Origin of the sequence: Nonomuraea recticatena (assembly GCF_039533245.1) — a bacterium.
Classification (GTDB): Bacteria; Actinomycetota; Actinomycetes; order Streptosporangiales; family Streptosporangiaceae; genus Nonomuraea; species Nonomuraea roseola.
In genome coordinates this window covers 271755-295932 of record NZ_BAAATE010000005.1, presented here as the reverse complement: position 1 = coordinate 295932, position 24178 = coordinate 271755, and the positions used below count along the sequence as shown (strand labels likewise).

26 protein-coding genes are annotated in these 24178 nt (G+C 69.9%); 17 read left to right on the top strand and 9 right to left on the bottom strand.

The window, feature by feature from the left end; genetic code table 11:
* Window positions 1–16 precede the first annotated feature (16 nt).
* The 5 genes from clpB to dnaK are packed head-to-tail and all read right to left on the bottom strand — an operon-like array spanning window position 17 to window position 6606.
* A complete protein-coding gene (gene clpB / locus ABFX50_RS12965) occupies window positions 17–2584 on the bottom strand; it encodes an ATP-dependent chaperone ClpB (protein ID WP_346146155.1) in 2568 nt (855 codons plus the stop codon).
* Between the two features lie 4 nt (window positions 2585–2588).
* Complete coding sequence (locus ABFX50_RS12960; protein ID WP_183652180.1) at window positions 2589–2939, bottom strand: heat shock protein transcriptional repressor HspR; 351 nt, start codon at window positions 2937–2939, stop codon at window positions 2589–2591.
* Window positions 2940–2943: 4 nt separating this feature from the next.
* A complete protein-coding gene (gene dnaJ, locus ABFX50_RS12955) occupies window positions 2944–4128 on the bottom strand; it encodes a molecular chaperone DnaJ (RefSeq protein WP_183652177.1) in 1185 nt (394 codons plus the stop codon).
* A gap of 25 nt (window positions 4129–4153) precedes the next feature.
* Complete coding sequence (gene grpE / locus ABFX50_RS12950) at window positions 4154–4738, bottom strand: nucleotide exchange factor GrpE (RefSeq protein WP_183652174.1); 585 nt, start codon at window positions 4736–4738, stop codon at window positions 4154–4156.
* A gap of 2 nt (window positions 4739–4740) precedes the next feature.
* The gene (gene dnaK / locus ABFX50_RS12945; RefSeq protein WP_183652171.1) at window positions 4741–6606 is read right to left on the bottom strand and encodes a molecular chaperone DnaK; all 1866 of its coding nucleotides are present in this window, start codon (window positions 6604–6606) and stop codon (window positions 4741–4743) included.
* A 242-nt stretch (window positions 6607–6848) separates the two neighbouring features.
* Here dnaK and ABFX50_RS12940 point away from each other — a divergent pair, with 242 nt between their 5' ends.
* Genes ABFX50_RS12940 through ABFX50_RS12930 form a run of 3 tightly spaced genes read left to right on the top strand, consistent with a single transcriptional unit; the run spans window position 6849 to window position 8432 of the window.
* Window positions 6849–7112, top strand: a complete 264-nt coding sequence (locus ABFX50_RS12940; RefSeq protein WP_346146152.1) for an RNA polymerase sigma factor — start codon at window positions 6849–6851, stop codon at window positions 7110–7112.
* The gene (locus ABFX50_RS12935; protein WP_346146150.1) at window positions 7025–7312 is read left to right on the top strand and encodes an RNA polymerase sigma factor; all 288 of its coding nucleotides are present in this window, start codon (window positions 7025–7027) and stop codon (window positions 7310–7312) included. Before ABFX50_RS12940 ends, ABFX50_RS12935 begins: the two co-directional genes overlap by 88 nt.
* Window positions 7305–8432, top strand: coding sequence for a CU044_5270 family protein (locus tag ABFX50_RS12930; RefSeq protein WP_346146148.1), 1128 nt, complete (start codon window positions 7305–7307; stop codon window positions 8430–8432). The genes ABFX50_RS12935 and ABFX50_RS12930 overlap by 8 nt, the downstream gene beginning before the upstream one ends.
* Here ABFX50_RS12930 and ABFX50_RS12925 read toward each other — a convergent pair.
* The gene (locus ABFX50_RS12925) at window positions 8429–8887 is read right to left on the bottom strand and encodes a hypothetical protein (protein WP_346146146.1); all 459 of its coding nucleotides are present in this window, start codon (window positions 8885–8887) and stop codon (window positions 8429–8431) included. The genes ABFX50_RS12930 and ABFX50_RS12925 overlap by 4 nt on opposite strands.
* Before the next feature lie 101 nt (window positions 8888–8988).
* On the opposite strand from ABFX50_RS12925, the gene ABFX50_RS12920 reads away from it, so the two are divergent.
* From ABFX50_RS12920 to ABFX50_RS12855, 14 genes are all read left to right on the top strand, one after another.
* On the top strand, window positions 8989–9876 hold the full coding sequence (locus ABFX50_RS12920) for a proline dehydrogenase family protein (RefSeq protein WP_183652159.1): 888 nt from the start codon (window positions 8989–8991) through the stop codon (window positions 9874–9876).
* Window positions 9877–9930: 54 nt separating this feature from the next.
* Window positions 9931–10725: a pyrroline-5-carboxylate reductase gene (gene proC / locus ABFX50_RS12915; protein ID WP_346146143.1), complete on the top strand. Its 795-nt coding sequence runs from the start codon at window positions 9931–9933 to the stop codon at window positions 10723–10725.
* Window positions 10726–10802: 77 nt separating this feature from the next.
* Entirely contained in the window at window positions 10803–12152 is a 1350-nt protein-coding gene (locus tag ABFX50_RS12910) for an efflux RND transporter periplasmic adaptor subunit (protein ID WP_346146141.1), read from the top strand.
* Complete coding sequence (locus ABFX50_RS12905) at window positions 12149–12868, top strand: ABC transporter ATP-binding protein (protein ID WP_183652151.1); 720 nt, start codon at window positions 12149–12151, stop codon at window positions 12866–12868. Before ABFX50_RS12910 ends, ABFX50_RS12905 begins: the two co-directional genes overlap by 4 nt.
* Complete coding sequence (locus tag ABFX50_RS12900) at window positions 12865–14049, top strand: ABC transporter permease (RefSeq protein WP_346146139.1); 1185 nt, start codon at window positions 12865–12867, stop codon at window positions 14047–14049. The genes ABFX50_RS12905 and ABFX50_RS12900 overlap by 4 nt, the downstream gene beginning before the upstream one ends.
* A gap of 98 nt (window positions 14050–14147) precedes the next feature.
* On the top strand, window positions 14148–15311 hold the full coding sequence (locus ABFX50_RS12895; RefSeq protein ID WP_346146137.1) for an acetoin utilization protein AcuC: 1164 nt from the start codon (window positions 14148–14150) through the stop codon (window positions 15309–15311).
* Between the two features lie 284 nt (window positions 15312–15595).
* Entirely contained in the window at window positions 15596–16378 is a 783-nt protein-coding gene (locus ABFX50_RS12890) for a phosphatase (RefSeq protein ID WP_346146135.1), read from the top strand.
* A 312-nt stretch (window positions 16379–16690) separates the two neighbouring features.
* The gene (locus ABFX50_RS12885; protein WP_026214222.1) at window positions 16691–16894 is read left to right on the top strand and encodes a helix-turn-helix domain-containing protein; all 204 of its coding nucleotides are present in this window, start codon (window positions 16691–16693) and stop codon (window positions 16892–16894) included.
* Window positions 16895–17116: 222 nt separating this feature from the next.
* Entirely contained in the window at window positions 17117–17215 is a 99-nt protein-coding gene (locus ABFX50_RS12880; protein ID WP_018654693.1) for a 30S ribosomal protein bS22, read from the top strand.
* Between the two features lie 20 nt (window positions 17216–17235).
* Complete coding sequence (locus tag ABFX50_RS12875; RefSeq protein ID WP_346146132.1) at window positions 17236–18216, top strand: NAD-dependent epimerase/dehydratase family protein; 981 nt, start codon at window positions 17236–17238, stop codon at window positions 18214–18216.
* On the top strand, window positions 18213–19103 hold the full coding sequence (locus tag ABFX50_RS12870) for a lysophospholipid acyltransferase family protein (protein ID WP_346146130.1): 891 nt from the start codon (window positions 18213–18215) through the stop codon (window positions 19101–19103). Before ABFX50_RS12875 ends, ABFX50_RS12870 begins: the two co-directional genes overlap by 4 nt.
* Window positions 19104–19190: 87 nt before the next feature.
* Entirely contained in the window at window positions 19191–19772 is a 582-nt protein-coding gene (locus tag ABFX50_RS12865; RefSeq protein ID WP_246452067.1) for an RNA polymerase sigma factor, read from the top strand.
* Between the two features lie 2 nt (window positions 19773–19774).
* Window positions 19775–20818: an LCP family protein gene (locus tag ABFX50_RS12860; protein ID WP_346146127.1), complete on the top strand. Its 1044-nt coding sequence runs from the start codon at window positions 19775–19777 to the stop codon at window positions 20816–20818.
* Window positions 20819–20844: 26 nt separating this feature from the next.
* Complete coding sequence (locus ABFX50_RS12855) at window positions 20845–21807, top strand: alpha/beta fold hydrolase (RefSeq protein ID WP_346146125.1); 963 nt, start codon at window positions 20845–20847, stop codon at window positions 21805–21807.
* A 41-nt stretch (window positions 21808–21848) separates the two neighbouring features.
* On the opposite strand, the gene ABFX50_RS12850 is transcribed toward ABFX50_RS12855, so the two are convergent.
* The 3 genes from ABFX50_RS12850 to ABFX50_RS12840 form a co-directional block, all read right to left on the bottom strand.
* Window positions 21849–22721 carry an HAD family hydrolase gene (locus tag ABFX50_RS12850; RefSeq protein WP_183652132.1) on the bottom strand — a complete coding sequence of 291 codons (873 nt, stop codon included), beginning with the start codon at window positions 22719–22721 and terminating at the stop codon, window positions 21849–21851.
* Between the two features lie 58 nt (window positions 22722–22779).
* Window positions 22780–23418, bottom strand: a complete 639-nt coding sequence (locus ABFX50_RS12845) for a DUF5667 domain-containing protein (RefSeq protein WP_346146123.1) — start codon at window positions 23416–23418, stop codon at window positions 22780–22782.
* A gap of 71 nt (window positions 23419–23489) precedes the next feature.
* On the bottom strand, window positions 23490–24140 hold the full coding sequence (locus ABFX50_RS12840; protein ID WP_183652126.1) for a sigma-70 family RNA polymerase sigma factor: 651 nt from the start codon (window positions 24138–24140) through the stop codon (window positions 23490–23492).
* Window positions 24141–24178: the final 38 nt, after the last annotated feature.

The window sequence follows — 24178 nt, the reverse complement described above, 5'->3', positions numbered from 1 at the left end:
GGGGCCTCAGCGGGAGTCAGGCGCGGCCGACCGTCAGCTGGTCGTCGCCGAGGTCGACCAGAACGGTGTCGCCGTCGACCACCTCGCCCGACAGGACCGCCTTGGCGAGCTGGTCCCCGATGGCCGACTGCACCAGACGGCGCAGCGGGCGGGCGCCGTACATCGGGTCGTAGCCGGTGATCGCCAGCCAGTCGCGCGCGGCAGGGGTGACGTCGAGCGTCAGCCGCCGGTCGGCCAGGCGCTGGGCCAGCCGGTCCACCTGCAGATCGACGATCCTGGTCAGCTCCTCGGTTCCGAGGGCGTCGAAGAGGATGACGTCGTCGAGCCTGTTGAGGAACTCGGGCTTGAACGACGAGCGCACCGCCGCCATCACCGCGTCGCGCTTGGCGCCGTTCTCCAGCTTCGGGTCGACGAGATACTGCGAGCCGATGTTGGAGGTGAGGATCAGGATCGTGTTGCGGAAGTCGACCGTACGGCCCTGCCCGTCGGTCAGCCTGCCGTCGTCGAGCACCTGGAGCAGGATGTCGAAGACCTCGGGATGGGCCTTCTCGACCTCGTCGAGCAGCACGACGGTGTAGGGACGGCGCCGCACGGCCTCGGTGAGCTGGCCGCCCTCCTCGTAGCCGATGTAACCGGGAGGCGCGCCGACCAGACGGGCGACGCTGTGCTTCTCGGAGTACTCGGACATGTCGATGCGGGTCATCGCCCGCTCGTCGTCGAACAGGAACTCCGCCAGCGCCTTGGCCAGCTCGGTCTTGCCGACGCCGGTCGGCCCGAGGAACAGGAAGCTGCCCGTCGGCCTGTCGGGGTCGGAGATGCCGGCGCGGCTGCGCCGTACGGCGTCGGAGACCGCCTGGACGGCCTCGCGCTGACCGATGAGGCGCGTGCCCAGCTCCTCCTCCATGCGCAGCAGCTTGGCGGTCTCGGCCTCGAGCAGACGCCCCGCGGGGATGCCCGTCCACGAGGAGATGACCTCGGCGATGTCGTCGGAGCCGACCTCCTCCTTGACCATCTGCTGCTCGGGGGTCTCCTGGGCGGCGGCCTCGAGCTCCTTCTCCAGCCGCGGCACCTCGTCGTAGAGCAGCCTGGAGGCCTCGGCGTAGTTGCCGTCACGCTGGAAGCGCTCGGCCGACCCGCGCACCTCGTCGAGCTGCTTCTTCAGGTCGCCGACCCTGTTGAGGCCCGCCTTCTCCTTCTGCCACCTGGCCACGAGGGCGTTGAGCTCCTCCTGTCGGTCGGCCAGCTCGGCGCGCAGCCGCCCGAGACGCTGGACGGAGGCCTCGTCGGTCTCCTTGGCCAGCGCCAGCTCCTCCATCTTCATCCTGTCGACGTTGCGCTGGAGCTGGTCGATCTCGACGGGTCGCGAGTCGATCTCCATGCGCAGCCGCGAGGCGGCCTCGTCGACCAGGTCGATGGCCTTGTCGGGCAGGAAGCGGCTGGTGATGTAGCGGTCGGAGAGGGCCGCGGCGGCGACCAGCGCGCTGTCGGCGATCTGCACCTGGTGGTGGGCCTCGTAGCGGCCCTTCAGCCCGCGCAGGATCGCGATCGTGTCCTCGACCGAGGGCTCGCCCACGTAGACCTGCTGGAAGCGCCGCTCCAGCGCGGGGTCCTTCTCGATGCGCTCGCGGTACTCGTCGAGCGTGGTCGCGCCGATCATACGCAGCTCGCCGCGGGCCAGCATGGGCTTGAGCATGTTGCCCGCGTCCATCGCGCCCTCGGCGGCGCCCGCGCCGACCATGGTGTGCAGCTCGTCGATGAAGGTGACGATCTGCCCGTTGCTCTCCTTGATCTCGGAGAGCACGGCCTTGAGCCGCTCCTCGAACTCGCCGCGGTACTTGGCGCCCGCCACCATCGCGCTGAGGTCGAGGGAGATCAGCTTCTTGTTGCGCAGCGACTCGGGCACGTCGCCGGCCACGATGCGCTGGGCCAGGCCCTCGACGACGGCGGTCTTGCCCACGCCAGGCTCGCCGATCAGCACCGGGTTGTTCTTGGTACGGCGCGAGAGCACCTGCACCACGCGCCTGATCTCGGAGTCGCGCCCGATGACGGGGTCGAGCTTGCCGCTGCGGGCGTGCTCGGTCAGGTCGACGCCGTACTTCTCCAGCGCCTGGTAGGTGTCCTCGGGTGTCTCGCTGGTGACGCGGGCGTGCCCGCGCACCTGCTCGAAGGCGTCGAGCAGCGCCTGTGGCGTGGCCCCCGCGTCCTTCAGCAGGCTCGCCATCTCGCCGCCGTCGGTCGCGAGGCCGACCAGCAGGTGCTCGGTCGAGACGTACTCGTCCTCGAGCCGCTTGGCCCGCTGCGCGGCGGTGTTGATCACGGTGAGGAGCTGACGCGAACTGGACGGCGCGCTCACCGTGGCGCCCTGCGCCTTGGGCAGCCCGGCCAGCGTGGTCTCGACCTTCGCGCGCAGCGCCTTCCAGTCGGCTCCCACCGCTTCGAGCAGGGGCACGGCGGTGCCGCCGGTCTGGGAGAGGAGGGCGGAGAGCAGGTGCGCGGTCGCGATCTCGGGATTTCCCTCAGCGGCGGCCCGCCGCATCGCGACCGACAGCGCTTCCTGGCTCTTCTGGGTGAGCTTGTAGTCCATATGTTCAGGCCCCCGGTGGCAGCTCGTATCGGATCAGAGCTTTGACCATGGACATCTCGGCCCTGAGGCGGTGAACCTCCTCACGCAGCCTCAGCGCCTCGTTCTCCAGCTCAAGGATCCGCTTGATGCCGGCGAGGTTGATGCCCTCCTCCTGGGAGAGGCGCTGCACCTCGCGCAGCTGGATGATGTCTCGCATCGAGTAGAGGCGGCCGCGCCCCGCCGTACGGCCTGGGCACACCAGCCCGAGGCGGTCGTACTGCCTGAGGGTCTGCGGGTGCAGACCGGACAGCTGGGCGGCCACGGAGATGACGTAGACGGGTGTTTCATCGGAAAGGTTGAAGTAGTTGGCGTCCATCGGCCTACTCGCTTCTGGCCCGTTGGATGAGGTCGGCCCTCGGGTCCTCACTCGCGGTGGCGGTGCGGAACTCCGTGAGCAACTCGCGTGACTTGTCGTCGAGCTGCTTGGGGACGAGCACCTCCACCGTGGCGAGCAGGTCGCCCTTGGTGCCGTCCTTGCGCGCGGCCCCCCTGCCGCGAACCCTGAAGGTGCGGCCGTTGGGCGTGCCCGCGGGGATGCGCAGAGTGACGGGAAGGCCCTTGAGGACAGGAACCTTGATCTCCGCGCCGAGCGCCGCCTCGGTGAAGGTGACGGGCACGGTGATGGTCAGGTTGTCGCCCGACCGCCCGAACACCGCGTGCGGCTTCACATGGGTCTGGATGTAGAGGTCTCCCGCGGGACCGCCGTTCTCGCCAGGCGCTCCCTTGCCCTTGAGCTTGACCCGCTGGCCGTCGGCCACCCCCGCGGGGATGCGCGCCTGGATCGTGCGGGTGCTCTTGGCCCTGCCGCTTCCGTCGCAGACGGGGCAGGGGTCGTCGACGAGGAGACCGCGGCCCTTGCAGTCGCGGCACGGCTCGGAGAAGGCGAAGTTGCCCAGGTTGCGGCTGGCCGCGCCGGTGCCCTCACAGGTGGGGCAGACCCTCGGGGTCGTGCCCGCCTTGGCGCCCGTGCCGCTACAGGCCTTGCACGCCGACGACGTGGTCAGCCTGAGCGAGACGGTGTGACCCTCGACGGCCTCGGTGAAGGAGAGCGTGACCTCGGACTCGATGTCCTGGCCGCGCCTCGGCCTGGTCGTCGCGCCCGTGGTGCGGGCGCCCGCGCCGCCGCCTCTGTTGAACAGTCCCCCGAACAGGTCGCCGATGCGGTCGCTCGTGCTCCCGCCCTGCTGGCCCGTGCCGCCGAACAGGTCGCCGAAGTCGAAAGGAAACCCGCCGCTGCCGCCACCCGGCCTCGGCGCGCCCACGCCCGAGCCGAACAGCGTGCGCGCCTCGTCGTACTCCTTGCGCCGCTTGGAGTCGGAGAGCACGTCGTTGGCCTCGGAGATCTCCTTGAACCTGGCCTCCTTGGCGGCGTCACCCTGATTGGCGTCGGGGTGGTACTGCCTGGCCAGCTTCCGGTAGGCCTTCTTGATCTCGTCGGCGGTGGCGGTCTTGGGCACACCAAGGACGGCGTAGTAGTCCTTTTCCAAGTAGTCCTTGGTGCTCATCTATGCGTCCTTTCGGGGGATGTTCTTAGTCTTCGTCAGACGCGGCAGGGGCGTCCTCGGGCTCGGCCACCGCGACCCGTGCGGGACGCAGCACCCGATCGCCGATGCGGTAGCCGGGCTGCAGCACCTCGATGGCGGTCGGCTCGGTCACCTCCGAGGAGTAGCTGTGCATCAGCGCCTCGTGCACCGTCGGGTCGAAGGGGTCGCCCTTCTGCCCGAACGAGGTCAGCCCCAGCTTGGTGACCGCGGCCTCCAGCGACTCGGCGACCTTGGCGAAACCGCCGTTCAGCTCACCGTGGTCGCGGGCCCTGCCGATGTCGTCGAGGACCGGTAGCAGCTCGGAGAGGGCGCCTGCGACGGCCTGCTCGCGTACCGCGATCCTGTCCCGCTCGACCCGCCTGCGGTAGTTGGTGTACTCCGCCTGAAGGCGCTGGAGGTCGGCGGTGCGCTCGGCCAGCAGCTGAGCGTCACCACCCTCCGCCACGGGAGCAGCGGCCTTGGGCTGCTGCTCGTCCGCGGCGGACCTCGCCTGACCCGTCTCGGGGTCGATCTTGCGGTTGTCGCGGATCACTGGCTCCGTCTCGGGCCCGTTATCGCGCGGGTCAGACATCGTCACTGGTCCTTCTTGGGCTGGTCTTCGTCCACGATCTCGGCTTCGACGACGTCGTCGTCGCCGTCGGCCTTGGCCTGCGCGGTGGTGTCGTCACCCTCGGGGGCGGCGCCCGCCTGCTGGTTCTGGGCGTAGATCGCCGAGCCCATCTTCTGGCTGACGGTGGCGAGCTTCTCGGCCGAGTTGCGGATCGTGTCGGTGTCGGTGCCCTCCAGAGCCTTCTTCAGCTCCGCGAGCGCGTCGTTCACCTCAGTCTTGATCTCGCCGGGAACCTTGTCGTCGTTCTCGCGGAGGAACTTCTCCGTCTGGTAGGCGAGACCGTCCGCGTTGTTGCGGACCTCCGCCTCCTCACGGCGCTTCTTGTCCTCCTCGGCGTACGACTCGGCCTCGCGCATCATGCGCTCGATGTCGTCCTTCGGCAGCGCGGAGCCGCCGGTGATCGTCATCGTCTGTTCCTTGCCGGTGCCGAGGTCCTTGGCGGAGACGTTGACGATGCCGTTGGCGTCGATGTCGAAGGTGACCTCGATCTGCGGGATGCCGCGCGGAGCCGGGGCGATGCCCGTCAGCTCGAACGTGGCCAGCTTCTTGTTGTACGAAGCGATCTCGCGCTCGCCCTGGTAGACCTGGATCTGCACCGACGGCTGGTTGTCCTCGGCCGTGGTGAAGACCTCCGAGCGCTTGGTCGGGATCGTGGTGTTGCGCTCGATGATCTTGGTGAAGATGCCGCCCTTGGTCTCGATGCCCAGCGACAGCGGGGTCACGTCGAGCAGCAGGACGTCCTTGACCTCACCCTTGAGCACGCCCGCCTGCAGGGCGGCGCCGATGGCGACGACCTCGTCGGGGTTGACGCCCTTGTTGGGCTCCTTGCCGCCGGTGAGCTCCTTGACCAGCTCGGAGACGGCGGGCATACGGGTCGAGCCGCCGACGAGCACGACGTGCGCGATGTCGGAGACCTTGATGCCGGCGTCCTTGATGACCTGGTGGAACGGGCCCTTGGTCCGCTCGAGCAGGTCGGCCGTCAGGCGCTGGAACTCCGAACGGGTGAGCTTCTCGTCCAGGTGCAGCGGGCCCTCGGAGGAGGCCGTGATGTAGGGCAGGTTGATGTTGGTCTCGGACTGGCTGGACAGCTCGATCTTGGCCTTCTCCGCGGCCTCACGCAGGCGCTGGAGAGCCATCTTGTCCTTGGCCAGGTCGACGCCGTGGGCGTTCTGGAAGCGCTTGACGAGCTCGTCGACGATGCGCTGGTCCCAGTCGTCGCCACCGAGGTGGTTGTCGCCCGAGGTCGCCTTCACCTCGACGAAGCCGTGGCCGTCCTCCTGGCCGACGTCGAGCAGGGACACGTCGAAGGTGCCGCCGCCGAGGTCGAAGACGAGGATCGTCTGGTCCTGGTCCTTGTCGAGACCGTAGGCCAGCGCCGCCGCGGTCGGCTCGTTGATGATGCGGAGCACGTTGAGGCCCGCGATCGTGCCGGCCTCCTTGGTGGCCTGGCGCTGGGAGTCGTTGAAGTAGGCCGGGACGGTGATCACCGCGTCGGTGATCTTCTCGCCCAGGTAGGCCTCGGCGTCCTGCTTGAGCTTCTGCAGGACGAAGGCGCTGATCTGCTGCGGGGAGAACTTCTTGCCGTCGATCTCCTGGGACCAGTTGGTGCCCATCTCGCGCTTGACCGAGCGAATCGTCCGGTCCACGTTGGTGACGGCCTGGCGCTTGGCCACTTCGCCCACCAGGACCTCGCCGTTCTTCGCGAAGGCGACCACGGACGGCGTGGTCCTGGAGCCCTGCGCGTTCGCGATGACAGTGGGCTCACCGCCCTCGAGGATCGAGACGACGGAGTTGGTCGTCCCCAGGTCGATACCTACCGCACGTGCCATGAGTACGTCCTTGTAGTCAAAGTTGAGCTGATGAGGCTCAACCTATGAACGGCCGGGTGGTTTGTCAAACGAGTTGAGCCTACCCGACTCAACCCCGATCCTCGTGAAAGCATTCCGGGCTTTCGGGAAAAAACGGGTGACTCACATCCCGAACGAGGCGTGGTGCCATGACAGTTCCCCCTTCGACCGCGCAGGACGCGACCACCTGGCTGGAACGGACCTTCGACGCACACTGGCCCGAGGTGCACCGGTACATCGCCCGCAGGCTCTCCTCCGACGTCGCCGACGACCTGGCGGCCGAGGTGTTCCTGGTGGCCGTCCGCGGCGGCTACGACCCGTCCAGAGGCGAGGTCAGACCCTGGCTGTACGGCATCGCCACCAACCTGGTGGCCAAGCACCGCCGTGCCGAGGTCAGGAGATGGAAGGCGCTCGGCCGTACCGCCGAGCCGAGAGAGCGGAGAGCCACGAGGAGACGACGCTCGCGCGCGTCGCGGCAGGGGCGCTGACCGGCAGGCTGGCGGGGGCGCTGGCCGGGCTCAAGCGCGGCGACCGCGACGTGGTCCTGCTGATCGCCCTGGCAGGCCTCACCCACGCGGAGGTGGCCGAAGCCCTCGGCATCCCCTACGGAACCGTCGCGTCCCGGCTGAACAGGGCGCGTAAGCAACTGCGGAAGACGCTCGGCGACCTGGAGGACCACGATGGATGAGATCACGCTGCTCTCGCAGTCGCTGCCTGACGCGCCGCCGCCGTCGGCGGAGGCGACCGCCAGGGCCAAGGCGAGCGTCCTGGCGGCGGAGCGGGCTTCCACCCCGGCGCGGAAGCCGGCACGTGATCGGCGCGGCAGCCGGTGGAACTGGGGCTGGGCGGCCGGCGCCGCCCTGGCCACGGCGACGGTCGTCACGACCGTGATCGTGCTGGTGTCGACCATGGCCCCGGTCGCCGCTCCGGTCCTGGTCCGCCCCACGGGCATCGACCTCCTGCTGCAGGCGGCGGAGAACGCGTCGAGGCAGCCGCCGGCGGACGGGGCCTACTGGCGCAGGACGCAGATCGGCGGAGGGCTCCTGCGCACCGGCGAGCCGCCGTACACGCTGCGGGCGGAGGAGTCGACCGAGCTCTGGCAGCCGCGGGATCCGGCCACCCCCGGCATGATGGAGAGGAGGACGCGCTCGGTGATGCCCGCGTCGCCGCAGGACGAGCAGGCGTGGCGCGCGGCGGGCGCGCCCGAGCGGGTGCGGAACATCTGCCCCTCCGGAGCGGGCCCCTGCGCGTCCGTCAAGGTCGGCGCCGTGCCGACGGACTGCTCCTACTGGTGGACGCGGGATGGTCATCTGCCCGAATACGGAGTAGGGAAGTTCACCGTCGAAGATCTGCGGAAGCTGCCCGACGACCCCGACCGGTTGCGCGAGGCGCTGAGGCCGTACCACCGGACCTGGTCCGACAACGGCTTCACGCAGAGCTTCGAGGACTTCCTCCCGTCCACGGCCTCGCTGCTGTGGATGCCGATCGAGCCTGGGACCAGAGCCGCGCTGCTGCGGATGCTCGCGACGCTACCGGGCACCAAGGTGCACGGTGAGACGGTGGACCCGCTGGGCAGGCCGGGGATCTCCGTGTCGTTCGACGACGCGCGCGGGACGGTGTCGTTCGGGAAGGAGGAGGTCGAGATCCAGGGCCGCACCGTCATCGACCTGGCGACCGGGGCGCCGCTGGCCGACCTGGACCTCGCCGTCGACACGGGAAGGATCATGGGTTACGAGGCGCTCGAGAGCGCGCGGTGGACCGACTCGGCGCCCCAGGAGCCGGGCAACTGCGAGAAGGCGAAGTCCTAGCGTTGCTTGCCGCCGTCGACGATCTTGCGCTTGCCGATCGGGGCCTTCAGCTTGACCGTCGTCGTCTTCTGCACGGCCATCATGATGCAGGAGACGTCCTTGGCCTTGGCGGCCGTGCCCTCGTAGAGGGTGATGGTCACCCGCCGGGACGTCTCCTTCACCCTGACCCTGTCGAGCACCGTGCACGGCTCGACGCCCGACCACCAGACGAGCTTGACCTTGCGGCCACGGTCGAAGGCCTTGGCGCCGGTGAAGGGGACCTTGCGCGTGTTGACGGTGTCGCCCACAGGCTTGACCGCCTTGGGCGGCGGTGTCGGAGACTGTGAGGGAGTGGTGATCACCGGCTGGGCGGTGACGGACTTGTGGGGGACCGTGTGGCTGGCGGCGCCGGTGGCGGCCGCGCCACAGCTCGCGGTCAGCATCAGGCATCCGGCCAGCAGGGCTGTTCTGCGCATATCCCTAAGACGGATCCGGGGACGGCCGGGTTCACGCCATGCCGTGGCCGCATCGGCGCGGGGTCGGTGATCGAGGAGCTTCGGAGGTCTAGGCTGGATATGTGCTGCGTCACGTCCTTCTTGCCGCCTCGCGAAGTAAGCGCGCCGAGCGCCTCGTGTCCTCCTCGCCTCTGACCAGACAGGTGGTCAGACGCTACGTGGCCGACGACGTCGACGCCGTGATGCGCGACCTGACCGACAGGGGCCTGCTCGTCACGGTCGACCACCTGGGTGAGGAGGTCGCCGACAGGACCCAGGCCGACCACGAGGTGCGCGCCTGCCTCGCGATGCTGGAACGCCTGCCCGAGGGGGCCGATCTCTCGGTCAAGCTGACCGCGCTGGGCCTGCGCCTGTCGGAGCAGCTGGCCCTCGACAACGCCGCGTCGGTCTGCGAGGCGGCGGCGGGCAGGGGCCTCACGGTCACCCTCGACGCCGAGGAGTACGACACCGTCGAGGCCCAGATGTCGATCCACTCCACGCTGCGCAAGGAGCACGCGGAGGTCGGCGTGGTCGTGCAGGCCTATCTGCGCGACGCCGTCGAGCGCTGCAAGAAGCTCGAAGGCTCCAGGGTGCGGCTGTGCAAGGGCGCGTACAGCGCGCCGGAGGCGCTGGCCCACTCCTCGGCCAGGGAGATCGACCGCAGTTACGTCCGCTGCCTCAAGGTGCTCATGGAGGGCGCCGGCTACCCGATGGTCGCCACGCACGATCCCCGCCTGATCGAGATCGCCTCGGCCCTGGCGGTGCTGCACGGACGCGACTCCACGGCCTTCGAGTACCAGATGCTGTACGGCGTGCGCCCCGCCGAGCAGGAGCGCCTGGCCGGGCTCGGCGCCAGGATGAGGGTGTACGTGCCCTACGGCGACGACTGGTACGCCTACCTCATGCGCCGCCTGGCCGAGCGCCCCGCCAATCTGGCCTTCTTCCTGCGCTCTCTCGTGTCACGCGGCTAGCCGGCCGGCGGGATCCCCGCGCGGTCGTTTCGGCAGCCTGGGTAGGCTTCCCGCATGATTGCGATTCTGGGAACCGGCAAGATGGGCGAGGCCCTTCTGTCGGGGCTGCTGCGGGCCGGGTTCAAGCCGGGCGACATCCTGGCCACCGTGCGCAGGGGCGAGCGGGCCCAGGCGCTGCGCGAGACCTACGGGGTGCGGACGGTGTCCAACTCCGAGGCGGCCAAGACCGCCGACACGCTGATCCTGGCGGTGAAGCCGCAGGACATGGCCGCCCTGCTGGCCGAGATCGCCCCCTACGTGCCCGCCGACCGCCTGGTCATCTCGGCGGCGGCCGGCATCACGACCGCCTTCGTCGAGCAGCGGCTCGGTGTGGACGTGCCGGTGGTCAGGGTCATGTCGAACACGCCGATCAGGTTCGACGAGGCGATGAGCGTCATCTCGGCCGGCGCGCACGCGGGCGAGGAGCACCTCCAGCTCACCGAGAACCTCCTGAAGCCGGTGGGCAAGGTGCTGCGCATCCCCGAGTCGCAGCAGGACGCCGCGACGGCGCTGTCGGGCAGCGGGCCTGCCTACTTCTTCTACCTGGTCGAGGCGATGGTCGACGCGGGCATCCTGCTCGGCATGCCGCGCGCGGCGGCGCTGGACATGGTGACGCAGTCCATCGTGGGTGCGGCGATCATGCTGCGCGACTCGGGGGAGCACCCGGTGATCCTCCGCGAGGCGGTCACCTCGCCGGGTGGCACGACGATCGCGGCGATCGCCGAGCTGGAGCGTCACAGCGTGCGCGCGGCCTTCCTGGCCGCCATCGAGGCCGCCCGCGACAGGGGACGCGAGCTCGCCTCCGGCTGACCCGGTTCCCAGCGCCCCACCGGCGGTGTGAGGGGTCCGTCAGGCGGGCGCCTGACCCTGCCTTTACCCTAGGCCGGGTGACGGTTCGTCGCGGGTTACCCCCGCTGCTCGTCCTGTTGGCGGTGACCGGCTGCACGGCCGACGAGCCGCCCGCCTACCAGCTCGCCGAGGTGAAGCGCGCCCCGGTCACCGAGGTCGTCGAGGCGCCTGCCACGATCGGCGCCCGAGCCACCGCGACCCTGCGCGCCTCCGCCCAGGGCACGGTAGGCAAGCTCTACGTGCGCGACGGCGAGAAGGTCGCCGAGGGGCAGATCCTGGCCAGGATCCGCTCCCCGCAGGCGGTCAGCCAGCTGAGCCAGGCGCGCGGCGCGGCCAGGCCCCCCGCCACGCCGGCCGCCCCGAGGCTCAGCGTGGCGGCCTTCGACACCAGCGCCTTCGACCGCAAGGTGCTCGGACACTTCGCCAGAGCCAGGTCCGAGGCCCGCAAGGTCAAGGACAAGGCCGCGCGCAGGCAGCTGCTGTCGGCCATCTCGCTGGCCGAGACCCAGCACAGGGCGCAGAAGCAGGCGCTCTCCCAGATCACGGCCTCGCTCAACCGCACGATCAGCGGCTTCACCAGCCAGCTGACCAGCGGGCTCACCTCGTCCATGTCGTCGCTGCAGGCGGCCTCGCGCACGCAGGCCAGGGCGGCGGTCAAGGCGGCGGAGTCGACAGTGAAGGGGCTCACGATCAAGGCGCCCTTCGGCGGCGTCGTCACGCTCGGTCGTCCCTCTGGCGGCGGCGGGTCCAGCGGGCTGAGCGGGCTGCTCGGGCAGATCCCTGGCGCCTCCGCCGCGCAGCTGCCCGCCGCACCGTCGGGAGGCTCGTCGGGCGGCGGCTCTCCCGTGGCGACCGGGGTGCCGGTGTCGGCGGGCGACGCGATCGTCACCGTCACCGACGTCTCCAGGCTGACACTGTCCGCCGACGTCGACGAGACAGACGTGCTGCTGGTGAAGCCGGAGACCCGCGCGGAGGTCGAGCTCGACGCCGTACCAGGCGCCACCTACACCGCCAGGGTGACCGGCGTCGGCGTCCAGCCCATGCAGGCCAGCACCGGAGGCGTCAGCTATCCGGTGCAGCTCGCGCTCGGATCCGGCGTCTACGACGACGGATCCAAGGCGCCCACCCCCAAGCCGGGCATGAGCGCGGTCACCAGGCTCACCGTCCGCGAGTCGCAGGACGCCGTCGCGGTGCCCGCCTCCGCGGTCGTCTCCAGCGGGCGCGAGAGCGTGGTCTGGGTCTCGGCCGACGGTACGGCCCAGCGCCGCGTGGTCAAGCTCGGCGCCCAGGGCGAGGCCGTGGTCGAGGTGGTGAGCGGGCTGACGGTGGGCGAGCGGGTCGTGGTCAAGGGCGCCGACGCCGTACGGCAGGGCCAGCGGCTGTCATGAGCGCGGCCCTCGAGGCGGTCGACCTCAAGCGCTCCTACCAGCTCGAAGGCGTGTCGGTCGAGGCGCTGCGCGGGGTGAGCCTGCGGATCGAGCCCGGTGAGTTCGTGGCGATCATCGGGCCTTCGGGTTCGGGCAAGTCGACGTTGATGCACCTGCTCGGCTGCCTCGACCGTCCCACGTCGGGAGCGCTGCGCGTCAACGGGGTGGAGATGTCGGGGCTGTCCGACACCTCCCTGGCCGAACTGCGCAACAGGACGATCGGCTTCGTCTTCCAGTCCTTCCACCTGCTGGGCCGTACGTCGGCGCTGGACAACGTGGCGCTGCCGCTGGTCTACAGGGGCACGGGCAAGGCCGAGCGGCGCGACAGGGCGCGCAGGGCGCTGGAGGCGGTCGGGCTCGGCCACCGGCTGGACCACAGGCCCTCGCAGATGTCGGGCGGCGAGCAGCAGCGGGTGGCGATCGCCAGGGCGCTGGTGGGCGAGCCCTCGGTGCTGCTGGCCGACGAGCCGACGGGGAACCTCGACACCCGTAACGGCGACGAGGTGATGGCCATCCTCGACAGGCTGAACGCCGACAGCGGGGTGGCGATCGTCCTGGTCACCCACGAGCCGGAGGTCGCCGCCCACGCGCGCCGCCAGATCCACGTGCGTGACGGCCTGATCGAGCTCGACACCGCGCTCGCGGAGCGCGCGCGGGACGAGGGCGGGGCCAGGTGAGGGCGCGCGAGGCGTTCTTCATGGCGCTGGAGGCCCTGAGGGTCAACCGCCTGCGCAGCGTGCTCACCATGCTCGGCGTGATCATCGGCGTCCTGGCCGTGGTGATCCTCGTGGCGATCGGATCGGGCGCGAAGAACGCCATCGAACGCGAGATCTCCGGCCTGGGCAGCAACATCATCCTCGTCGTCCCCGGCCAGCTCAGCGTCGGCGCGGCCCCCACCCAGAGCAGGTTGAACCTGTCCGACGCCGCGTTCGTCCGCCGCGTGGTGGGCGACCCCTCCAAGGTGACCGTCTCCGTCCAGTCGGGCGAGACCGTGCGAGTGGGCAGGCAGGAGGCGTTCGTCACGATCGTCGGGACCGACGAGAACCTGCCCAACATCTTCCAGCGCCCCCTCGACAGGGGCCGCTACCTGACCGAGACCGACGTCGACACCCGCCGCAGGGTGACGGTGCTCGGCGTGGAGGTGGCCGACCAGCTCTTCGGCGACGTCGACCCGGTCGGCAGGCAGATCACCGTGTCGGGGGCGCGCTTCCGCGTGGTCGGCGTCTACACGACGGTCGGCGCGACCTTCGGCGTGGCCCGCGACAAGGAGGTCCACGTCCCCGTCACCACCGCTCAGCGGCTGATCGGCGCCGACAGGATCAACGGCATCGCGGTCGGCGCCTCGGGTCCCGACGAGATCGAGCCGCTCCAGCAGAAGGTGGTCGCCGCGCTGGGCGAGCGCTATCCGGGCGAGCGCTTCTCCGCCGTCACCCAGACCCAGCTGCTGGGCACGATCGGCAGCGTCCTCGGCATGCTCACCGGCGTGCTCGCCGCCATCGCGGGCATCTCCCTGCTGGTCGGCGGCGTCGGCGTCTCCAACATCATGCTCGTCAGCGTGCGCGAGCGCACGCGGGAGATCGGCCTGCGCAAGGCGCTCGGCGCCCGACAGCGCGACGTCCTGACCCAGTTCCTCATCGAGGCCGTGCTGCTGACCACCATCGGCGGCCTCCTCGGCATCCTGCTGGGCGTGGGGGGCGCACTGGCCATCCAGGCGGTCACCCCGGTGCCCGCCGCCATCACCTGGTGGTCGATCGCGCTGGCCTTCGGCGTCTCGGTGGCCGTCGGCGTCTTCTTCGGCGTCGCCCCCGCCCGCAGGGCCGGCCGTCTCGACCCCGTCGTCGCCCTGCGCGCGGAGTAGGTGAGGTGACCCTCCTGCGGGCGGGGGGCGTGGTCTTCGGGGCCGGATGATGCGCGGGTGTTTCGCCCCTGTCACCGGCGCTGCGGTAACGTCGGCCCATGAGCGAGTCGGTGCGAGTCGTCTGGGACGACGCCCTCACTGCCTATGACTTCGGCCCAGGACATCCCCTCGCTCCCGTCAGGGTCGAGCTGACCATGGCGCTCGCGCGCGAGCTGGGCGTTCTCGACAGGACCGAGGTGGTCGGCTGCACGCCCGCCACGGACGACGAGCTGGCGCTGGTCCACAAGCGCGACTACATCGAGGCCGTCAAGCGGGTCTCCGTCGACGGCAGGCCCGACCTGGCCGCGGGGCTGGGCACCTCCGACAACCCCGCCTTCGCGGGCGTCCACGAGGCTTCCGCGCTGATCGCGGGGGCGTCGCTGGCCGCCGCCCGCTCGGTCTGGGAGGGTACGGCCGAGCACGCCGTCAACGTCGCGGGCGGCCTGCACCACGCCATGGCCAACACGGCCAGCGGCTTCTGCGTCTACAACGACCCCGCCGTGGCGATCGCCTGGCTGCTGGCCCAGGGCGCCTCGAAGATCGCCTACGTCGACGTGGACGTCCACCACGGCGACGGCGTCCAGGCCCTCTTCTACGACGATCCGCGGGTGCTGACGATCAGCCTCCACGAGAGCCCCCGCACGCTGTTCCCCGGCACGGGCTGGCCCGAGGAGACCGGCGCCGACGGCAGCGCGGTCAACGTGGCGCTGCCCGCCGGATGCGGCGACGAGGGCTGGCTGCGCGCCTTCGGCGCGATCGTGCCACCGCTGCTGAGGGAGTTCGAGCCGCAGATCCTGGTCACCCAGCACGGCTGCGACAGCCACGCGCTCGACCCGCTGGCCCACCTCATGCTCAGCCTCGACGGCCAGCGCACCGCCTACGAGGCCCTGCACCGCCTCGCTCACGAGACTTCGGGCGGTCGATGGATCGCCACAGGGGGCGGCGGCTACGAGCTCGTCCAGGTGGTTCCCAGGGCGTGGACGCACCTCATCGCGGAGGTGTCGGGCCACCCGATCGACCCTTCGACGCCGACGGGCCCCGCCTGGCAGGCGCTGGTGCGCGAGCGCATGGGAGAGGCGCCGCCGCTCACCATGACCGATGGCCGCACGCCCCAGGTCAGCGACCTGTCGGGCGGCTACGACCCCGCCGACGCCGTCGACCGCGCGATCATGGCGACCAGGAACGCGGTCTTCCCCTCGCACGGCCTGGACCCGCTGCCGTAGCCGCGAGCGCTTTCGATCTTCCCTCCGCGCCTTTTTCGTGGCCGCGAAGAAAGACGGAAACCGTGGTCCGAAGGAAAGGCCAGGGGCGGACCGGAGAAAGCGGGCGAGGGAAACGCGACCGGCCGTTCGGCTCCGTCCGGCCCGCGTAGGCCCCGCGTGACGGGGCGCGGAAGGGGCCTCGGTGTAGGAGCCACAGGAGGGCGATTCAGGAATTTCACGGTATGAGAGGTGGTTTGGACCATTCAAGGAGCGCGTAGGCTCCGGTGAGTGAAAAGGAGAGGTAAGTGCTGAGCCGCGACGAACTCCGCGAGCACCTGATCCGCACGCGCATCGCCGGAGATGTCGCGACCAGTCGCGAGAACAACCTCGATCACTACCGGTCGGTCGCCAACCGCGATCCCTACTTCCTCTTCGGCCTGACCAGCCTCCAGAACTGGTCCTACCGCGACGTCCTGGCCCAGATGGCCAAGTCGGTCGGCGTCGTCGCCGATCCGGGTCACCGTGACGGCCAGGACACCATCGACCCCGACAGGACGATCGACGCGCTCGACCTCATGGCCGACAGGATCGCCTCCGCTCTGACCAAGCCCTCGCCCCGCATCCTCTTCGCCACCGGACACCCCACCGGGCTGCTCGCCGTCCACCTGCCGCTCGCGGCGGCGGTAGTGGCGAGGGGCGCGACGCTGCTGACGCCCGCCGAGGACTGGACCTACTGGGGTGCCGGATTCGGCAGGAAGCGCAAGATCCGCTATCTCGGCGACGTGGCGATGCTCGACGACAGGGGCGGCTTCGTCCACACCCACGACTCCGCGCCCATGGAGGCGATGCTCGCCGAGCTCGGTGACGATCGCCCCGACCTCGTCGTCGCCGACCACGGTTGGGCCGGCGCGGCAGGCGAGGCGGGCATCCCGACCGTCGGATTCGCCGACAGCAACGACCCCGCGCTCTTCCTCGGCGAGGCCGAGGGCAAGATCGATGTGGTGGTTCCTCTCGATGACAACGTGCTACCGCGCTATTACGCACCGTTGACGGAGCGGCTCGTCACACGTGTCTCACGTGCCCTTTGAGTCGAATTCGGCCCTCCCTATACCGTCTTTTCGCGCCTGCATTCCAAGAGGCTCGTCGTCCCTTTGCCAACTTTTGAGGGGTGCTGGGCGACTCTTATGTGTACGAAGTTGGACGGTTCCAACGTCCAGGCGAGGGGCGCTGCCCGGCTGCTGGCCAGCAAGTTTGCTGGTTCGGCTGACAGGTGGCTCCGATAACTGAGAAAATAGGGGGTTTGCGCACTCGGAGTCCCGACTTACGCTGACGGCAGTACACGTGCGTGAGCAATGGCACCAGTGGGGATAACCCGGAAACACGTGCGGAAGAGGCGTCCGATGGGTGCAGGCGAAAGACCTCTCAGCGAGGTGAAGTTCCTGACGGTGGCGGAAGTGGCCACGGTCATGCGGGTGTCCAAGATGACGGTGTACCGACTGGTGCACTCGGGCGAGTTGCCGGCCATCCGAGTCGGCCGGTCGTTCCGAGTGCCCGAGCAGGCGGTGCACGACTATCTGAGGGAGGCCTACATCGAGGCTGGATAAGCCCTGATGCCGGTCCCTCTGCGGTGAGACACCCGCCTGCCGTCCAGGTGGGCGGGCGGGCCGCAGAGTCCATTCGAGGTAGCGGTGTGGTCGGTGGTCACATCGCGAATGCTGGCGCGGGTCACCCCCAGGGGGCGATCTACCGTGGATCGCCGGTAGTCTGTTGACCCGGTGTGCGCTCGCACATCGGTTCAGCCTTGCTATCAGTAACCTGGGGGTCCCGTGGGCTCTGTCATCAAAAAGCGCCGCAAGCGGATGGCCAAGAAGAAGCACCGCAAGCTGCTGAAGAAGACCCGCATCCAGCGGCGTAACAAGAAGTAGACGCAGTCTGTGAGGCGCCGATGACCCACACCGTGCTTGTCACCGGGGTCTCGCGCCACATCGGCGCCAGGGTGGCGAGCGTTCTCGCGGCAGACCCGGGCATCAGCCGCGTCATCGGAGTGGACACCGTGCCGCCCCCCTCTCTGACCAGAGAAGGCGGCATCTCCCTCGGCCGGACGGAGTTCGTCCGGGTGGATCTACGCAGCCCCGACATCGCTCAGGTGATCGCGGCTGCGGACATCGACATCGTTGTGCACATGAGTCTCGTCAGCGCTCCCTCCCGGAGCGCGGGCAGGGCCTCCATGAAAGAGCACAACGTGATCGGCACCATGCAGTTGCTCGGTGCCTGTCAGCGGTCGGCGACGGTTCGTCGCGTGGTGGTTCGTTCCACCACCGCGATCTACGGTTCGTCGCCGATGGATCCCGCGGTGTTCACCGAGGACGTCGAACCTCACGACAGCCCGTCCCACGGCTATGCCAAGGACGCGGCCGAGGTCGAAGGCTATGTCCGGGGCTTCGCGCGCCGCCGCCCCGACTTGACGGTGTCGATGCTGCGCTTCGCCAACTTCATGGGCCCCGGCGTCGACTCACCGCTGACGCGCTACTTCGGCCAGCCCGTCCTGCCGACGGTGTTCGGTTTCGACCCTCGCCTGCAGTACGTCCACGAGGACGACGCGGTCGAGGTGCTGAGGCGGATGGCGCTGGAGGACCACCCCGGCACGTACAACGTGGCCGGGGACGGCGTGCTGCTGCTGTCGCAGTGCGCCAGGAGAGCGGGAGCCCTGGCCCTTCCGCTGTTCTCGCCTGCCTTCCGCCTGCTCGGTGAGGCGGCCCGCAGCGCGGGCCTGGTCGACTTCTCGCCCGAGCAGCTGCGCCTGCTGTGCCACGGCAGGGCGGTCGACTGCTCCAAGCTCTTCGCCGAGCTGGGCTGGAAGCCGAAGTTCACCACCGCGGCGGCCTTCGACGACTTCCTGCGTTCGAGGAAAGGTGTCAGGACATGAGCGCCTCTCCCGAAGAGCGCAGAGTGATTCCCATCACCGAGGCACCCTCCTACTCCGCGCCCGAAGACTCCCTCGCGGCCCTGCTGGCCTTCCTCCGCCGCCGCATCGCCGGCGAGTACGAGGTCGACGAGTTCGGCTACGACGCCGAGCTCACCGACAAGGTGCTGCTCGAGCTCATCAGGCCTCTCTACAGGCACTGGTTCCGCGTCGAGACCCTCGCCCTCGGCAACATCCCCTCCGACAGCGGCGCCCTGATCGTCGCCAACCACTCGGGCACGCTGCCTGTCGACGCGCTGATGATGCAGGTGGCCGTGCACGACGAGGCGGGCCGCGCGCTGCGCCTGCTCGGCGCCGACCTGGTCTACAAGCTGCCGGTCCTCGGCCACCTTTCGCGCAAGACGGGGCACACGCTGGCCTGCCGCGACGACGCCGACAGGCTGCTGCGCAAGGGTGAGCTCGTCGGCGTCTTCCCCGAGGGGTTCAAGGGGGTCGGCAAGCCGTTCTCCGAGCGGTACCGGTTGCAGCGCTTCGGCAGGGGCGGCTTCGTCGCCTCGGCCATCCGCGCGGGCGTGCCCATCGTGCCGACGGCCATCGTCGGGGCCGAGGAGATCTACCCGAAGATCGGCGATCTGCGCCATCTGGCGCGCGTGCTCGGCCTGCCGTACCTGCCGATCACGCCGTTCTTCCCGTTGCTGGGGCCGCTCGGCCTGGTGCCGCTGCCGTCCAAGTGGATGATCGAGTTCGGCGAGCCGATCCGCACCGACAGCTACGACGCCTCCGCGGCCGACGACCCGATGCTCGTCTTCGAGCTCACCGACCACGTGCGCGAGTCGGTCCAGCAGCTGCTCACCTCCCTTCGCCTGCGTCGCGGGCACGCCTTCTTCTGACCTGCCGTACGGCACAGCGTGAACCCGGATCCCCGCTGAGGGAGAGATGTGGGGGACCACGTCGATGCCTTCGAAGGGGGCGGCCTGTTGACCGCGCCAACCCACGTCAGAGTCAGGGACGACGAGCTGATCCGAAGTTCCCTGATCGACCCCGAGCAGTTCGCCGAGCTGTTCGACCGCTATTCGGCGATGCTCTATCGCTACGTCTCCAAACGTCTGGGACCCGAACCGGCCGAGGACCTGGTCGGTGAGACGTTCCTGATCGCGTTCGCGAAGCGCAAGAGCTACGACCCCGCCTACACGGACGCGAGGCCGTGGCTGTTCGGGATCGTCACCAAGCTCCTGTCGCGCCATCACCGCAGCGAGGCGGCCCGGTACAGGGCGCTGCTGCGCGCCCCGCACGACGGGGTGTCGGAGTCACACGTGGAGCGCGTCGTGACGGGCATGACGGCGCGGGCCGCCAGGCCGCAGCTGGCCGCCGCCCTCGCCGCGCTGCCCGCGAGAGACAGGGACGTGCTGCTGCTGGTCGCCTGGGGTGACCTGTCCTACGAGGAGGTCGCGCGGGCGCTGTCCATCCCCGTCGGGACCGTGCGCTCCCGGCTGAACAGGGCCCGCAAGAAGGTGCGCGCGGCCCTCGGCGACACCAACCCGATGAACGAGGAGGAGTGACCATGGACGATCTGAGGATGCTCCGCGACCTCGGGCACGAGCTGGAGCATGAGCCTCCCGCGTCGCTGGCCCGCCAGCGCCACCGCTACCAGGACTCGCCGCGCCGCAGGTTCAGACTGGGCGGCTGGCCGATGCTGGGCCTGGCCGCCGTCGCCACGGCGGCCGCGGTCGCCGTGCCGATGGTGCTGGTCGGCGGCCAGCAGACGCTGTCGAGCCGTACGGTGCCCGCCCCGGCGGGGGCTCGCCCCGTCAAGGCGAACCAGGCGCTCAACGTCCTGCTCATCGGCTCCGACACCCGCCACGGGGAGGGCAACGCCAAGTACGGCCCGCACAGCTCGAGAATCGACTCGGGAGCCAGGGCCGACACACTGATCCTGCTGCACCTGTCGGCCGACGGGAAGTCGGCGGCGGCCGTGAACGTCCCGCGCGACTCCATGGTGAAGGTCCCGGCCTGCGGGGGACAGCAGGGCGGGGTGATGATGATCAATGGCACGCTCGACCAGGGCGGTCTCCAGTGCACGTGGAAGGCCATGGAGAGCCTCACCCGCCTGAGGATCGACCACGCCGTCCAGGTCGACTTCGCCGCGTTCAAGGAGCTGGTCGACGCGGTCGGGACAGTCCGTGTGGAGGTGCCGGAGCCGATCGACGACCCCAAGTCGAAGCTGAAGCTTCCCGCGGGCGTCCACGAGCTCGACGGGGAGCAGGCGCTCGGCTACTTCAGGCTGCGCGCCTACGGCGACGGCAGCGACCTGCAGCGCATCCGGCGACAGCAGGAACTGCTCCTCTCCCTCGTGCGGAAGCTCAGGAGCGATCCCACGCGCATCGGCGCTTTCATCGAGGTCGCGGACGAGTCGGTCATCACCGATGAAGGGCTGGGGGTGAAGGAGATGTCCGCCATCGCGAGGGGCATGGCGGACGCCAAGGTTTCCTTCCACACCGTGCCGGCGATCCCGTACCCCCGCGACCCCAACCGGCTCGCGTGGAAGCAGCCCGACGCCGATCGGCTGTTCGGGAAGCTCGCCGACGACCAGCCTATTGGACGATAAGTCCAGCAAGGGTTATCGTCGGCGACATGACAGCGTGGAAGGTCGCCGCGGGGGTGCTGGCAGGTGTGGCCATCGGGGCCGCGGCCCGCGTGCGGAGGGCCCCCGTGCCCCAGCCGCTGCGCGGGCGCGCTCTGACCGTCACCACCCCCGACGGCGTACGGCTGGCCGTCGAGGTGGACGAGCCCGAGTCGCCCGCCTGCGCCGTGGTGTTCGCCCACGGCTGGGCGCTCAACCGCCACTCGTGGCACTTCCAGCGCGAGGCGCTGGCGGGCAGGGCCATCCTCGTCTCCTACGACCAGCGAGGCCACGGCGACTCGACCGCCGGTCCTCCCGACTGCTGCACGATCGAGCAGCTCGGCGAGGACCTGCACGCCGTGATCTCCTCCGTGGTGCCGCCAGGGTTGCCCGTGGTGGTGGTCGGGCACTCGATGGGCGGGATGACGGTGATGGGGCTGGCCGCCGCCCGTCCTGAGCTGTTCGGCTCGCGCATCGCCGGCGCGGCGCTGGTCAGCACGTCGTCCGGGCGGCTGGCCGAGAGCACCTACGGCCTGCCGGGGCTCTTCGGCAGGCTCGCTCCGAGGGTGACCCCGCGCGTCATGGGCGCGCTCAGAGACCCGCTGATCACTCCGGTCACCACGCTGCCCCTGACCCGTTACATGGCCTTCGGCCCCAGGGCCGAGCACCTCCGCTTCGTCAACCGCATGGTCGCGGCCACGCCCGCCGCGGTGATGGCGGGCTTCTTCCACGGCATGGCCGTCCACGACAAGCTGGCGGCGCTGTCCGCGCTCGGCGAGGTGCCCACACTGGTCATGGTCGGCGAGCACGACCGCCTCACCCCGCTCGTCCACAGCCACAGGATCGCCGAGGCGCTGCCGTCCGCCCGGCTAGTCGTGGTGCGGGGGGCGGGGCACATGCTGGCGCTGGAGCGCCCCGCGGTGGTCAGCGCCGAGCTGTCCGCGCTGCTGGAGCGGTGCGGGCAGGCAAGCTGAGAGCCTGGAGCCGTCCGTGACCCGACGGCGGGCTCCGGCCGTCAGGTGGAGCGGTAGTGGCGGCGGAGGGCGATGCCTGCGGCGATGCCGCCCGCCACCGCGCCCAGCCCCGCCGCGATCGGCAGCGCGGTCAGCGTGGCCTTGCGCCCCGTGCGGTAGTCGCGGATCGGCCACCCGTGCTTCTTCGCGTGCTCGCGCAGCTCCGAATCGGGATTGATCGCCACCGCGTGCCCGACGAGCGAGAGCATCGGCAGGTCGTTGGCCGAGTCGCTGTAGGCGGTGCAACGGGTGAGGTCGAGGCCCTCACGCCGGGCCAGCGCGCGCACCGCCTCCGCCTTGGCGGGGCCGTGCAGCAGGTCGCCGACCAGGCTGCCGGTGTAGACCCCGTCGCGTGACTCGGCGACGGTGCCGAGCGCGCCGGTCAGCCCGAGCCGCTGCGCGATGACCCTCGCCAGCTCGACGGGGGTGGCGGTGACCAGCCAGACGCGCTGCCCCGCGTCGAGGTGGGACTGGGCGAGGGCGCGGGTGCCGGACCAGATGCGGTCGGACATCTCCTCGTCGTAGATCTCCTCGCCGAGCCGTACGACGTCCTCGACCTTGCTGCCGGCGACGAACGCGAGAGCCGTCTCCCTCGCCACCGCGATGTGCTCGGGGTTCTCGTTGCCGCGCAGGCGGAAGACCGCCTGGCCGACGGCGAACTTCATCAGGTCGGACGAGGTGAACATGCCGCGGGTGGCAAGGCCCCTCGCGAAGTGGTAGATGGAGGCGCCGCGCATCATCGTGTTGTCCACGTCGAAGAAGGCGGCGGCCTGGAGGTCGGGATCGGCGGGGAGCGTGGCCACGGCGGCGGCTGCCGCCACCTCTCCGGCCATCTCCGCCTCGGTCGCACGTTGCCGTCGAAGTAGCCGCCTCATAGCCTGACAGCTTAACCGGCACACGTTACCGAAGGCCGCGCTCGCGTCGTACGCGCGGCTAGCCAGGCGGCAGCCTGAGGCCGTCGATGTAGTCGAGGTAGCCGCTGGCCTGCTCCTGATCCACGTCGTTGAGCCGCTCCAGCATGGGATCGACCGCCTTGTGCTGCTCCTCGACGAACTGGTTGATCTTCTCCTGGTCGCGGGGGGCCGCTCTGTCCAGCCGCTCCATGGCCGAGCGCGTGCTCGCCTCCATCTCCTGGAGGGTGGCGCCGACGTGCGGGCCGCCCCCGCCCGCGTCGAGCAGCGCCCTGAGCTCCTCCGCCCGCTGCGCGGCGGCCTCCAGCTCGCCACCGGCCTTGTCGGGGTTGAGCTCGCTGATCGCGCCCTCGGCGGCCCGCTTGAGCGGGTAGAGCATGTCGCCAGGCACCGCTCTGGAGGTCACCATGACGGACAGCACCATCACCAGCGCCATGCCCGCCGACAGGGCGGGGGCCAGCCACCGCCCCTGCCACCGCCCCTGCCTGCGCCGTTGCCCACGCCGTTCGGGGACGGGCGCGGCGAAGGACTCGGCCATGAGGGTCTCGCGCAGCCTCGCTCTGAACGCCGGATCGGGACCCGGGCCCAGCGGGAGGTTGTCCCCCAGGTCGGTGAGTTGGCGCAGAAGGTCATCATGGCGCCGTTGCCGCGACCTACCCATGAACGCTCCCTGCCGCCCCCGGATGATGATCTGTTGGTGATACTTGCCTAACGACCTGCCGCCGGGTGAGGTTACGCCAGATCGGGCTTGAGGGCCCTGGCCAGCGATCGAATCGCACGGAACTGCAGCGCTTTGATCGCTCCACTCTTCTTCCCCATGATCAGTGCGGTCTCCGCGAGTGACAGGCCGTGCAAGAACCTCAGCACCACGCACTCCTGCTGCTCGGGATTGAGATCCCTGACGGCTCGCAGCACGCGGTCGTTGATGATCGCCGTGACGACGGCGTTCTCCGGGATGTGCGCCCCTTCGAGCGGCACGTCCAGCACCTCGGCGGTCGAAACCTCCAGGCGGTACCGGCCTGACTTGAAATGGTCGGCGACCAGGTTCCTCGCGATGGTCACGAGCCACGCGCCGAAGTCACGGCCCTGCCAGGTGAAGTCGCCGATCCGGCGAAGAGCGCGGAGGAAGGTCTCGCTGGTGAGATCCTCGGCGAGGGGATGAGAACCGACCCTGAAGTAGATGTAGCGGTAGACGAGGTCCAGATAGCGGTCGTAGAGCGTTCCGAAGGCGTCGCTGTCGCCGGCTTTCGCCCGCAGGACCAGCGCGCGCAGCTCACCGCACTCCGCCTCCTGGGCGTCTTCGCGCACGGCAAGCTCGCTCGTCCGTGCTCCTCCAACGGCCGCTGGAGGAAGTAGCCCGGCGAACGACCACGATTCAGGCATCCGGTATCCCTAGGGGTAAGGGGTGCGGCGTGCTCGAA